The sequence below is a fragment of the Stenotrophomonas sp. PA-6-5C genome (genome assembly GCF_021605635.1).
In the GTDB taxonomy this organism is placed as follows: Bacteria; Pseudomonadota; Gammaproteobacteria; order Xanthomonadales; family Xanthomonadaceae; genus Stenotrophomonas; species Stenotrophomonas lactitubi.
The window spans coordinates 18217-30530 of record NZ_WKEE01000004.1 but is presented as its reverse complement, the minus strand read 5'-3'; the positions used below and the strand labels follow the sequence as shown (position 1 = coordinate 30530).

General features: G+C 67.5%; 10 protein-coding genes. 4 read left to right on the top strand and 6 right to left on the bottom strand.

From position 1 onward, the window contains the following. The first annotated feature begins 120 nt into the window (after window positions 1-120). Window positions 121-2832: a phosphoenolpyruvate carboxylase gene (gene ppc, locus GIW57_RS02475; protein WP_236509072.1), complete on the top strand. Its 2712-nt coding sequence runs from the start codon at window positions 121-123 to the stop codon at window positions 2830-2832. Window positions 2833-2899: 67 nt separating this feature from the next. On the opposite strand, the gene GIW57_RS02470 is transcribed toward ppc, so the two are convergent. Together GIW57_RS02470 and metK are read right to left on the bottom strand one after the other, a co-directional pair. Further along, window positions 2900-3406: an acyl-CoA thioesterase gene (locus GIW57_RS02470; protein WP_089238821.1), complete on the bottom strand. Its 507-nt coding sequence runs from the start codon at window positions 3404-3406 to the stop codon at window positions 2900-2902. Window positions 3407-3547: 141 nt separating this feature from the next. Beyond that, window positions 3548-4759, bottom strand: a complete 1212-nt coding sequence (gene metK / locus GIW57_RS02465) for a methionine adenosyltransferase (protein WP_089238823.1) — start codon at window positions 4757-4759, stop codon at window positions 3548-3550. Between the two features lie 314 nt (window positions 4760-5073). Between metK and GIW57_RS02460 the strand changes: the two genes are divergently transcribed. The 3 genes from GIW57_RS02460 to GIW57_RS02450 all read left to right on the top strand — a co-directional run bounded on the left by GIW57_RS02460 (window position 5074) and on the right by GIW57_RS02450 (window position 8770). Further along, a complete protein-coding gene (locus GIW57_RS02460) occupies window positions 5074-6783 on the top strand; it encodes a lysophospholipid acyltransferase family protein (RefSeq protein WP_236509071.1) in 1710 nt (569 codons plus the stop codon). Further along, complete coding sequence (locus GIW57_RS02455; protein WP_100462970.1) at window positions 6780-7580, top strand: UDP-2,3-diacylglucosamine diphosphatase; 801 nt, start codon at window positions 6780-6782, stop codon at window positions 7578-7580. The genes GIW57_RS02460 and GIW57_RS02455 overlap by 4 nt, the downstream gene beginning before the upstream one ends. 155 nt (window positions 7581-7735) lie before the next feature. Then, entirely contained in the window at window positions 7736-8770 is a 1035-nt protein-coding gene (locus GIW57_RS02450) for a metal-dependent hydrolase (RefSeq protein WP_236509070.1), read from the top strand. Between the two features lie 90 nt (window positions 8771-8860). Here the strand turns inward: GIW57_RS02450 and GIW57_RS02445 are convergent, their stop codons facing one another. The 4 genes from GIW57_RS02445 to GIW57_RS02430 form a co-directional block, all read right to left on the bottom strand. Continuing rightward, entirely contained in the window at window positions 8861-9688 is an 828-nt protein-coding gene (locus tag GIW57_RS02445) for a class I SAM-dependent methyltransferase (protein WP_236509069.1), read from the bottom strand. A 10-nt stretch (window positions 9689-9698) separates the two neighbouring features. Further along, window positions 9699-10694, bottom strand: coding sequence for a tRNA dihydrouridine synthase DusB (dusB, locus tag GIW57_RS02440; RefSeq protein ID WP_099820273.1), 996 nt, complete (start codon window positions 10692-10694; stop codon window positions 9699-9701). A gap of 164 nt (window positions 10695-10858) precedes the next feature. Next, window positions 10859-11194, bottom strand: a complete 336-nt coding sequence (locus tag GIW57_RS02435) for a hypothetical protein (RefSeq protein WP_236509068.1) — start codon at window positions 11192-11194, stop codon at window positions 10859-10861. Between the two features lie 140 nt (window positions 11195-11334). Then, on the bottom strand, window positions 11335-12300 hold the full coding sequence (locus GIW57_RS02430) for a ribokinase (protein WP_100462979.1): 966 nt from the start codon (window positions 12298-12300) through the stop codon (window positions 11335-11337). Window positions 12301-12314 lie beyond the last annotated feature (14 nt).

Sequence of the window (12314 nt, the reverse complement as noted above, 5' to 3'; positions counted from 1 at the left end):
ACGCTCGGCTGCTTCTGCTGCGGATACGTGCAGATGAAACCATTTCCGCATCGCAGCATCGTGCGTAATCTGGTTTAGGCTTGGGGTCTGGATCCGTTGACCGAGGCCTGTGCGTCGCCGATGAACGAGTACCGCAGCAGTATCGAATTCGCTTCCCCCGATCTTCCCCTGCGTGACGATGTGCGCCGTCTCGGTGCACTGGTCGGCGACCTGCTGGTCGAGCAGGTGTCGGCCGCCTTCCTCGATGACGTCGAGGACGTGCGTACGCGTGCCATCGCCCGCCGCGAGAACCAGGCACCGCTGTCCGAACTGGCCGAAGGCCTGGCCGGGCGTGCACCGCAGCAGGCCGAGACCATGGTGCGGGCGTTCAGCACCTACTTCCAGGTGGTCAACATCGCCGAGCGCGTGCATCGCATCCGCCGCCGCCGCGACTACCAGCGCGCCGTTGCCGCCGCACCGCAACCCGATGGCCTGCAGGACGCCCTGCAGCACCTGAAGGCGCAGGGCGTTGGCCTGGACGAACTGGCGCAGTGGCTGCCACGCATCGATATCGAGCCGGTGTTCACCGCGCACCCGACCGAGGCCGTGCGTCGCGCGCTGCTGGAAAAAGAGCAGCTGATGGTCGCCAGCCTGGTCGACAACCTCGACGGCCAGCGTACGCCCGGTGAGGCCGCCGCCGACGCCGCGCGCTTCCGCATGGCGTTGACCGCCTCGTGGCAGACCACCGATTCCTCGCCGGTGCGTCCGACCGTGGACGACGAGCGCGAGCACGTCGGCTTCTATCTGGTGCAGGTGCTGTACCGGGTCATCCCGGTGCTGTACGAATCGCTGCAGCAGGCACTGCGCGATACCTATGGAGAGGAACTGCCGCTGCCACGCCTGCTGCGTTTCGGCACGTGGGTGGGCGGCGACATGGACGGCAATCCCAATGTGGATGCGCACACCATCCGCAACACGCTGGATGCACAGCGCGTTGCCGTGCTGGGCCAGTACCAGAAGGAACTGCTGCAGCTGGCCAGCCTGCTCAGCCAGTCCACCGAACGGGTAGGGGTGAGCGATGCACTGCAGGCGCGTGTCGCGCACTATCAGCAGTTGCTGCCGAAGGTGCAGTCGCGGCCACGCCATGCCGACATGCCGTACCGGTTGCTCAACGACCGCATGCGCGCGCGCCTGCAGGCCACGCTGGATGATGCCGACGGCGCTTATGCCGGCCCCGACGAACTGATCGATGACCTGCAGCTGATCCTCGACAGCCTGCGTGCGAACCGTGGCGAACATGCCGGCGGCTTCGCCGTGCAGCGCCTGCTGTGGCGGGTGAAGACCTTCGGCTTTCATCTGGCGCGGCTGGATGTGCGCCAGGAATCGAGCGTGCATGCGCGCGCGCTGGCGGCCGTGCTGGGCGGCGATGCGGCATGGGACGTATTGGATGCAGCCGGTCGCGCGCGCCTGCTGGCGCCACATGCCAGTGGTGAAACACCCTTGCCCGTTGGCGATGATGAGGGCAGCCAGCGCTTGGATGCAGTGTTCGCTGCATTGGCCGATGCGCGTGCGCGGCATGGTGGCGACGCGCTCGGCAGCTACATCATCTCGATGGCGCACGACCGTGGCGATGTGCTGGCGGTGCTGGCGCTGGCGCGCCGTGGTGGCCTGGTCGATGACGCTGGCGACGTGCCGCTGGATATCGCGCCGCTGTTCGAAACCGTGGACGATCTCAAGCGCGGCACTGCAACGCTGCGCGACCTGCTGGCCGATCCGGTGTATCGCGCGCATCTGCGTGCACGCGACGACGTGCAGATGGTGATGCTCGGTTATTCGGACAGCAGCAAGGACGGTGGCATTGCCGCCTCGCGCTGGGGCCTGCAACGCGCACAGGTTGAACTGCTGGAGGTGGCCGCCGAAGCGGGCCTGCGCCTGACCTTCTTCCATGGCCGCGGCGGCTCGATCAGCCGCGGTGGCGGCAAAACCACGCACGCGGTCGACGCCTCGCCACGTGGCAGCATCGATGGCCGCCTGCGGGTGACCGAACAGGGCGAGGTGATCCACCGCAAGTACGGCATCCGCGCGTTGGCGCTGCGTTCGCTGGAGCAGGCCACCGGTGCGGTGCTGCGCGCCAGCCTGCGCCCGCGTGCCGCAGAGCCGCGCGAGGAGGACTGGCGGCCGGTGATGGACGTGGTCGCCGGCTCCAGCAGCGAGGTCTATCGGGCGTTCGTCGGCCAGCCGCGTTTCATGGATTACTTCCGTACCGCTACGCCGATCGATGTGATCGAACGGATGACGCTGGGGTCGCGGCCTTCGCGCCGGCTCGGCCAGGATGCGGCGTTGACCAACCTGCGTGCGATTCCGTGGGTGTTTGCCTGGAGCCAGGCGCGCGCGGTGATTCCGGGCTGGTATGGCGTCGGCAGCGGCCTGCAGGCGGCGGTGGACGCCGGCCATGAAGCCACGCTGCGTGAGATGGCGCGGGACTGGCCGTTCTTCCGCACCTTCCTGGATGACATCGCGATGGTGCTGTCCAAGGGCGATATCACCATCGCCGAACAGTTCTCGCGCCTGTCAGGCGAGCTGCACGATGCGTTCTTCCCGCAGGTTGAACGCGAACTGGAACTGACCCGGCACTGGCTGCTGGCGCTGATGGGGCAGCAGACCCTGTTGGACCACGACGCGCGGCTGGCGCTGTCGATCCGCCTGCGCAATCCCTATGTGGACCCGATCAGCGTGCTGCAGGTGGACCTGCTCCAGCGCTGGCGCGAAAGTGGGCGCGAGGACGACGACCTGCTGCGCGCGCTGGTGGCCTGCGTGAATGGTGTTTCGCAGGGCGTGCAGAACACCGGTTGAAATGCATCCGCCGGGCATGGCCCGGCGCTACCTGCTTCGGTGGGTGCGGGGCTTGCCCCGCACGCCTTCATTCTTCCGGCGACGGCGGGTTGGACGCCAGCAGTTCCAGATGCCGCTGCTCCATTTCCTGGCGCAGCTGGCGGCGGATCAATGCGGCGGCCTGGCGGCGCTTCTCGTCCGAACTGGCCGGCTGCAATGACGGAACCGGCGTCGGCCGGCCTTCCTCGTCCACCGCCACCATGGTGAAGAAGCAGCTGTTGGCGTGGCGCACGCTGCGCTTGAGGATGTCTTCGGCCACCACCTTGACGCCGATTTCCATCGACGAGGTGCCGGTGTAGTTCACCGAGGCCAGGAAAGTGACCAGTTCGCCGACCGCGATCGGCTGGCGGAACACCACCTGGTCCACCGACAGGGTGACCACGTAGCGGCCGGCATAGCGGCTGGCGCAGGCATAAGCGACCTGGTCGAGCAGGCGCAGGATCGCGCCGCCGTGGACCTTGCCGGAGAAATTGGCCATCTCCGGCGACATCAGCACGGTCATGGACAGCTGGTGGGATTTGAGTTCGGTCGACATGGGGCGATTGTATCGGCGTGGCGTGGCTCGTGTAGAGCCGAGCCCATGCTCGGCTGCTCTTGGCGCAGACAAAAAGAAAGCCGAGCATGGGCTCGGCTCTACAGGAAGCAGAAGGGCCGCTTTCGCGGCCCTTCGTCTGTCTTACTTCAGCTTCGCGTCGGCGCGCAGGGCGGCGGCGCGATCGGTCTTCTCCCAGGAGAAGGCCGTAGCGTTGACGGTCTCGCCTTCGCCGTTGATGTAGCTGAACTCCTTCGGCTTGCGGCCGAAGTGGCCGTAGGCCGCGGTCTGCTGGTACATCGGGTGGATCAGGTCCAGCATCTTGATGATGCCGTACGGACGCAGGTCGAAGTGCTTGCGGATCAGCTTCTCGATCTTGTCGTCGCTGATCTTGCCGGTGCCGAAGGTGGTGACCGAGATCGAGGTCGGCTCAGCCACGCCGATGGCGTAGGAGACCTGCACTTCGCAACGGTCGGCCAGGCCGGCGGCAACCACGTTCTTGGCAACGTAGCGGGCAGCGTAGGCGGCCGAACGGTCAACCTTGGACGGGTCCTTGCCGGAGAACGCGCCACCACCGTGACGGGCCCAGCCGCCGTAGGTGTCGACGATGATCTTGCGGCCGGTCAGGCCGCAGTCGCCCACCGGGCCGCCGATCTCGAACTTGCCGGTCGGGTTGATGTGGAACTTGGTGCCCTTGTGCAGCCACTTGGCCGGCAGCACCGGCTTGATGATCTCTTCGCGGACGGCCTCGATGAGGTCCTTCTGCTTGATGCCCGGGGCATGCTGGGTCGACAGGACCACGGCGTCGATGGCCGAGACCACGCCGTTTTCATAGCGCAGGGTGACCTGGCTCTTGGCATCCGGACGCAGCCAGGACAGCGGCGAGTTGCGCTTCTTGCGGATCTTGGCCTGCTGCTCGACCAGGCGGTGCGACAGGTGGATCGCCGCCGGCATGTAGCTGTCGGTTTCGTTGGTGGCATAGCCGAACATCAGGCCCTGGTCGCCAGCGCCCATTTCTTCCGGCTTCTTGCGGTCAACGCCCTGGGCGATGTGCGGGGACTGCTTGCCGATCAGGTTCAGCACGCCGCAGGTGGCGCCGTCGAAGCCGACTTCGGAGCTGTCATAGCCGATGTCCACGATGACCTTGCGGGTCAGCGCTTCCAGGTCGATCCAGGCGCTGGTGGTGATCTCGCCGGCAACGATGGCAACGCCGGTCTTGACCATGGTCTCGCAGGCCACACGGGCGCGCTGGTCCTGGGTCAGGATCGCGTCCAGCACCGCATCGGAGATCTGGTCGGCAACCTTGTCCGGATGGCCTTCAGAGACCGACTCGGAGGTGAAGAGGTAGCTGGACATCAGGCTTAATATCCTTTGATTCGGATGGAAAGATGGGCGCGAATGATACACGGGGTGCGCCGCCTGTGCATTGTGAACCCGTATGGGTTGCCGGTGGTTAAGGTGTTGTGCCCGGCAGGGCAAGGCCTGGCGGGCATTGCGGGGGCATCGTGCACAGGCAGTGTTCCACTGGCGTGACCATTGCCGCCCCCCGCCGGGCCCGGATGGGCCGGCGCAGGCGCCGTCATCATTCTGCCGCCAAACCGCCATCTGACTGCCGCGTCCTGGGCGCAGGCTCTCGGCCAACCCGGCCGCCGGGCAGGAGTGGACACGCCATGCAGGAACTCGAACAGCGTCTGCAGCAACGCTATCCCGACTGGTTCCATGGCCGTCGCGGCCAACTGGCCCGGCCCCTGCTGCGCAGCGTCGGACGCTGGTCGCGGCTGGACCGGATCGAGGAGTTCCTGCGCCGCAATGCCAACGTGCGCGGTTTCGACTTCGTCGCCGCCGGATTGGATTTCATCGAGGGTCGCTACCACGTGGACCCCGCCGCGCTGGCGCGGATTCCCGCCACCGGCCGCCTGTTGATCGTGGCCAACCACCCCTCCGGCGCGCTGGATGCCTTGGCCCTGCTGGATGCGGTCGGCCGCATCCGCCGCGACGTGCGCATCGTGGCCAACGATCTGCTGGGTGCGATCGGGCCGCTGCAGGACCTGCTGCTGCCGGTACGCATCCTCGGTGGCAAGGTCCAGCGCACCAGCCTGCAGGCGGTGGAGCAGGCGCTGGCAGCCGAGCAGTGCGTGATCGTGTTCCCGGCCGGCGAGGTCTCGCGGTTGTCGCTGCTCGGCATCCGCGACGGTCGCTGGCAGCGGGGTTTTGTCCGCTTTGCCCGTGCCGCCGCCGCACCGGTACTGCCGGTGCGGGTGGAAGCGCGCAACTCGGCGCTGTTCTACGGCGCCTCGACGCTGTTCAAGCCGGCCGGTACGGCACTGCTGGCACGCGAGATGTTCGCCCGCCGTGGCCGGCCGCTGCGGCTGCGCATCGGCGAACCGATGCAGCTGGGGCAGGGTGACCCCGGCGCACAGCTGCTGGCGGTGCGCCGCGCGGTATACGCGCTGGGGCGCACTACGTCGGTTGCCGAAGGCTGCCCTGCAGGGCCCGAGCCGCTGGCCGCGCCGGTGCCGCCTGCACAGGTCGCCGCTGGCATTGCCGCTGCCACCGTGCTGGGGCAGACCGCCGATGGCAAACAGATCCTGCTGGCCCGCTGCGCGGCTGATTCGCCGTTGCTGCACGAGCTGGGGCGGCTGCGCGAATTGACCTTCCGCCAGGTGGGCGAGGGCACGGGGCGCAGTCGCGATCTGGACGACTTCGACCTGCACTACCAGCACATCGTGATCTGGGACGGCACCGCCCAGCGCATCGCCGGTGCCTACCGGATCATGCGTGGCGCGCAGGCGTTGGCGCGTCGGGGCCTGGCCGGGCTCTACAGTGCCTCGCTGTTCCGCTATTCCGACGATGCCATTCCACGCATTGCCGAGGGCCTGGAACTGGGCCGCAGCTTCGTGGTGCCCGATTACTGGGGCAGCCGCAGCCTGGATTACCTGTGGCAGGGCATCGGCGCCTATCTGCAATGCCAGCCCGGCATCCGCTATCTGTTCGGTGCGGTGTCGATCAGCGCCGCCTTGCCCCGCGATGCGCGCGAGCAGCTGGTGGCCTATTACCAGCGTTACTACGGCGCGGCCGATGGTCGGGTGCAATCGAACCGGCCGTTCCAGTACTTCGCCGCACCACCGTGCTTCGGCGAACTGGATGCGGCGGCCGCCTTCGATGTGCTCAAAGCCAACCTCGTCGCGCTCGGCACCGGCGTGCCCACCTTGTACCGGCAGTACACCGACCTGTGCGAACCCGGCGGTGCACGGTTCCTGGCGTTCGGCGTCGACCCGGATTTCAGCGACTCGATCGACGGCCTGATCGAAGTCGACCTGCACGCGATCCGGCCACACAAACGCAAACGCTACCTGCGCGATGCGGGGATGCCGGCATGAGCACGCTGGCGAACCTGGCACCGCATCGTCGCGCCGTGTTCGTCTCCGATGTGCATCTCGGGTCGCGGCATTGCCACGCCACCGAGCTTGCGCGTTTTCTCGGCACGCTGCGCTGTGAGCGCCTGTACCTGGTCGGCGACATCATCGACCTGTGGTGGATGGCACACCGACGCGCCAACTGGCGGCAATCGCACAGCGACGTCATTCTGGCCCTGCACGCGCTGCGGCGCGCCGGTACCGAGATCATCTACATCCCCGGCAACCACGACGCTTCGTTGCGCCAGGTGTGCGGCCTGATGCTGCCGGCGATGCAGGTGCGCCGCCGCGCGATCCACACCACCGCCGATGGCCGCCGGCTGCTGGTGGCGCATGGCGACGACTATGACGGCGTCACCCACTTCGGTGGCCTGCAGGAGCGCTTTGGTGACTGGCTGTACTACCGCATCCTTACCGGCAACCATCTGTTGAACGCGGTGCGGCGTCGACTCGGAATGCGCTACTGGTCGCTGTCCGAATTCCTGAAGCGCCAGAGCGGTGCGGCCGAACGCTACATCGAGCGCTTCGTGCAGGCCGGTCTGGATGATGTGCGCCGGCGTGGCCTGGATGGCATCGTCTGCGGACACATCCACCGCGCCGCGCTGATCGAACGCGATGGCCTGGTCTATGCCAATGACGGTGACTGGGTGGAGAGCCTGACCGCCTTGGCCGAAGACCACGATGGCGCATTGCGGCTGCTGGACCACAACGGGCAGACATTGGTGGAGCTGCCCGGGGCGCGGTTGTCGCAGGCGGCGTAAACCGCTCCTGTAGCGTCGAGCCATGCTCGACGGGCGTGCAAGGTGGTTCCCCTGTAGCGCCGAGCTCATGTTCGGCTGTCGTGGCGCCGAACGAAGCGCAGCCGAGCATGGGCTCGGCGCTACATACACCGCGCGCAACCCGCTAGCATCGGCCGATGGACTCATTGACCCAGATCGTTCTCGGCGGCGCCGTCGCTGCCGCCATCGCCCCGCCTGGACACCGCCGTGCCGCTCTGCTGGCCGGTGCCGCGCTCGGTACCCTGCCGGACCTGGATGCCCTGTGGCTGGGCGTTGCCGCCGCCGACCCGGTGGCGAACATGACCGACCATCGCAGTTTCAGCCATTCGCTGCTGGTGCTGCCGTGGGTAGCCGCGTTGATCTGGTGGCTGTTCAAGCGCTTCGGCAAGGGCAGGGTGGCGCAGTCACCGGTGCGCTGGTTCTGGGCGATCCAGCTGGCGCTGGTCACCCATCCGGTGCTGGATGCGTTCATCGTCTACGGCACGCAGCTGTGGTGGCCGTTGCAGCCGCATCCGGCGATGGGCTCGAGTGTCTTCATCATCGATCCCGGCTACACGGTGTGGCTGCTGCTGGGCTGCGTGCTGGCCTGGTTCGGTCGGGCGCGGCCGTGGGCGGGCAAGGTGCTTGGTGTTGCGCTGCTGCTCAGCAGTGCGTACCTGGGCTGGGGGCTGATCGCCAAGGCCCAGGTCGACCGTGCCGCGCAGCAGAGCCTGGCCGCGATGGGCCTGGGCGACGCGCCGCGGTTCTCGGTGCCGATGCCGTTCAATACCCTGCTATGGCGGGTGGTGGCGATGACCCCCAATGGCTACGTGGTCGGTGACCGCTCGCTGGTGGCCGACCACGCGCCGATGCGTTTCGAGGGGCATCCGTCCAACGTGCAGGCATTGCGCGAAGCGGCGGGAATTCCGGCGGTACAGCGTCTGCAGTGGTTCAACCGTGGCTTCATGCGCGCACAGGTGGTTGAAGGCCGGCTGGTGCTGAGCGACCTGCGCATGGGCCTGGAGCCGGACTACACCTTCAACTTCGCGGTGGCCGAGCAGGTTGACGGCCAGTGGCGTGCGATCGTGCCCGAGCAGCTGCGGGTGGACTACAGCAGCCCGGCCGCGCGTGCCGATGCCGGTCGCCGGTTGTCGGCCATGTGGCAGCGCATCTGGCACGAACCCGAACAGTAGATCCACGCCATGCGTGGATGGGGTGTGCATCGGCGGCGGCGGCCACGCATGGCGTGGCTCTACTGCCTCAATCGGTAGTGCCGGGACCGCTCAATACACGGTTGCGCGGCCCTGCACGAACGAATAGAAGAACACCGCGTTCGGATCGTTCTGCACCAGCCGGAACTCGCGACGCATGCCCTCCACCGTCTCTTCGTCCACCGTGCCGGCCTGCAGCAGCTGGTCGGCCGCCGACAGCAGCAGCTGTTCCCAGAACGCGATCATCGTCTTGCGACGCGCCGGTTCGCGGTTGTCCAGGTGGATGGTCTTGATCTCGGTGTGCACATCGCGGAAGCCGCCGGCCAGCAGTAGATTGCCCAGCTTGGCACCGACGAACGGGTCGCCGCCATGGTCGTACTGGAAATCGTTGAAGGCCATCCAGTAGCGCCAGATGTGCGGCGAATACGGATCAAGCAGGAACGAGGCATTCATCACCTCGGTGATGTACACCGGCGAGCCCGGGGCGAGTACGCGGCGTACTTCACTCAGCACGCGCGCGGGCGAGGGCACGTGTTCCAGCACCCAGCACAGGAAGGCCGCATCGAAGGTGCGGGCCTCGAACGGCAGTTCGCCGGCATCGGCCTGCTGCAGGGTGTAACGGTCGCTGCACCACGGCGTGCGCGCCAAGTTTTCGCGTGCGGTTTCCAGCTGGGTCTCGCTCAGGTCGACGCCGGTCACGTGCAACTCGGGGAAGCGGCGCAGCAGGATCTCGGTCTGTGCACCCACGCCGCTGCCGACTTCCAGCAGGCGCTTTGCGCCGCTGTAATCGATCTGGCCGAAGATGCTCGATTCCAGCAGGCGCGCCTGCGTCATCAGGCGCTGCTGCTCGGTGCCGGAGAACCCGTGCAGGTAGGTCGGGGAAGAAATCGGCGGGGGCATGGGGGCGGGCTCAGGCAGCGGAAGACATCGCCGGTTCCCCGGCGATCAGGCGGTCGAAATAGTCGGTGGTCAGCGCGATCTGGCTGGCCGGATCCTCGGCGCGGTTGACCACCGCGCGGAACGCGGCATTCTCCGGCCGGTCCTTGGCGTACCAGCCCAGGTGCTTGCGTGCGATGCGCACGCCCTGCGGTTCGCCATAGAAATCGTGCAGTGCATGCAGGTGGCCGAGCAGGATGTCGCGCACTTCGGCCAGCGACGGCGGCGGCAGTTCCTCGCCGGTGGCCAGGTAGTGCGCCACCTCGCGGAAGATCCACGGCCGGCCCTGTGCGGAGCGGCCGATCATCACCGCGTCCACGCCGGTCTGCTGCAGTACGAAGGCGGCCTTCTGCGGCGAATCGATGTCGCCGTTGGCGATCACCGGGATGCGCAACGCGGCTTTGATCTCGCCGATCGTGGCGTACTCGGCCTGGCCGGTGTAGTGCTGGTCGCGGGTACGGCCGTGCACGGCCAGCGCCGCGATGCCACTGGCCTCGGCGATGCGGGCGATGACCGGGCCGTTGCGATGGTCGCAGTCCCAGCCGGTGCGGATCTTCAGCGTCACCGGCACGTCCACCGCGTTGACCACCGCTTCGAGGATGCGCGCGACCAGCTGCTCGTCGCGCATCAGCGCTGAGCCGGCCCAGGCGTTGCACACCTTCTTGGCCGGGCAGCCCATGTTGATGTCGATGATCTGCGCGCCATGGTCGACGTTGTAACGCGCCGCCTCGGCCAGCTGCTGCGGTTCGGTACCGGCGATCTGCACGCTGATCGGCGCGGGTTCACCGGCATGGTCCATGCGGTGGATCGACTTGCGCGTGTTCCAGAAGCGCGGGTCACTGATGGTCATTTCCGAGGCGGCCAGGCCCGCGCCCAGCCGTTTGCACAGCAGGCGGAAGGGCTTGTCGGTGACGCCGGCCATGGGCGCAAGCACGACGTTGGGGGCAATGGAGTACGGGCCGATCTGCATGCGCCCATTGTAGGGCGCGGCCGGCGCCCCGGCGGAGTTGCCGGCCTGCCGGTTCAGACCGATCCGGACCGACCTCATGCCGCACGGGCATCAACAGATGCTTGACGGTTGCTTCCGTCGCCCCCAAGGGCAGGCGACGGTGGTCGGCTGGGTGAACCGCTGCCCTACAGGGATTGCCAGGTTTGGGCGGCGCCGAACGCGAACGCCAGCCCGAGGCCGAGGCAGACCAGCGAACTGGCCACCCAGAAGCGCTTGCCGTTGTAGCCGGGGCGCAGCACCGCCAGCACGAACCCCATCGCCGCGCGCAACAGCAGCACGGCTGTGATGCCGGCTGTCATCAGTGGCGGCCACCAATGCCCGGCCTCGGCCAGCCGGACCACGCGCCGGCCGGCACCGAAGCGCTCATACCAGGGGGCACCGAAAGCGATGCAGCCGATGTGCAGCAGGGCCGCGATGGCACTGCCGGTGGCCGCGACCAGCAGCCAGGGGAATCCGTTCATGTGTCGATGGTGGAAGAGGCCGCCTGCGCGGGGAATGCGTCAGAGCGTCGCAGCTGATCCACACCGTGCGTGGGTGGCGCGCACAAAAAAAGCCCGGGTGTCTGCACACCCGGGCTTCTTCATCCACGCATGGCGTGGATCTACTTCACTTCGGCGTCGGCCGGGGTGAAGCGCGGCATTGCCGCGGCCGCACCTTCCTTCTCGGTCGAGCGACCGGCGAACTGGTTGGCGAAGCGCACGTGGCGGGCGAACGGAGCGTCCGGAACCTGGGCGATCGAGGCCACCAGCGCACCGTTGAAGGCATCGCCGGCACCGGTGGTGTCGATCGCCTGCACCTGTTCGGCACCCACGCGGTAGTACGGCTGGGTGTCACCACGCAGATGCTCGTCGGCATGCGACACGAACACGCCCACCGAACCCAGGGTCACCACTACCGTGCCGTTGCCGACCAGCTTGCGGCACAGCGCGTGCAGGCTGGCGCCGTCCAGTGCGGCAACGTCGTTGGCATCCACGCGCTCGCCGACATGGCGGCCGAGCAGGGCGGCGAACTCGGTCTCGTTCGGGGTGATCACATCGGCCAGCTTGAGCAGGCCGATGCTCGACGGGGCATCGGCCGGGGCGGCGTTGAGAACGGTGGTGACACCGGCCTCGCGGGCCACGGCCAGCGCCGCTTCGATGGTCTGCACCGGCGATTCCAGCTGCACCAGCACCACCTTGGCGCCGGTCAGCAGGGCCTGCTGTTGCTGCACGAAGTCGGTGCTCAGCGCCGCGTTGGCGCCCGGGCCGATGACAATGGTGTTGCGGCCACGGGCATCGACATAGATGCCGGCGGTGCCGGTCGGCTCGCTGCTGGCTTCGGCAATCAGCGCGAAACCATCCTGCGCGGCCAGGTCACGGGCGGTAGCACCACCCGCGTCGTCGCCCAGCGCACACAGGAAGCTGGTGTCAGCGCCGGCACGGCAGGCGGCAACGGCCTGGTTGAAGCCCTTGCCACCCGGGCCGGTGCTGTAGCGGCCGGCAATGGTCGCACCCGGTGCCGGCAGCGACTCGCACCGCCACACGTGATCGACATTGAAGGAACCGACGACAACGACACTGCTGCTCATAGGGAATCTTTTCT

What these genes read in the sequence shown, in the direction of transcription:
- GIW57_RS02445 (WP_236509069.1), bottom strand. Translation starts at nt 9,688, where the DNA reads ATGCCCCCGCCGATTTCTTCCCCGACCTACCTGCACGGGTTCTCCGGC.
- GIW57_RS02455 (WP_100462970.1), top strand. Translation starts at nt 6,780, where the DNA reads ATGAGCACGCTGGCGAACCTGGCACCGCATCGTCGCGCCGTGTTCGTC.
- GIW57_RS02450 (WP_236509070.1), top strand. Translation starts at nt 7,736, where the DNA reads ATGGACTCATTGACCCAGATCGTTCTCGGCGGCGCCGTCGCTGCCGCC.
- ppc (WP_236509072.1), top strand. Translation starts at nt 121, where the DNA reads ATGAACGAGTACCGCAGCAGTATCGAATTCGCTTCCCCCGATCTTCCC.
- GIW57_RS02430 (WP_100462979.1), bottom strand. Translation starts at nt 12,300, where the DNA reads ATGAGCAGCAGTGTCGTTGTCGTCGGTTCCTTCAATGTCGATCACGTG.
- GIW57_RS02435 (WP_236509068.1), bottom strand. Translation starts at nt 11,194, where the DNA reads ATGAACGGATTCCCCTGGCTGCTGGTCGCGGCCACCGGCAGTGCCATC.
- metK (WP_089238823.1), bottom strand. Translation starts at nt 4,759, where the DNA reads ATGTCCAGCTACCTCTTCACCTCCGAGTCGGTCTCTGAAGGCCATCCG.
- dusB (WP_099820273.1), bottom strand. Translation starts at nt 10,694, where the DNA reads ATGCAGATCGGCCCGTACTCCATTGCCCCCAACGTCGTGCTTGCGCCC.
- GIW57_RS02470 (WP_089238821.1), bottom strand. Translation starts at nt 3,406, where the DNA reads ATGTCGACCGAACTCAAATCCCACCAGCTGTCCATGACCGTGCTGATG.
- GIW57_RS02460 (WP_236509071.1), top strand. Translation starts at nt 5,074, where the DNA reads ATGCAGGAACTCGAACAGCGTCTGCAGCAACGCTATCCCGACTGGTTC.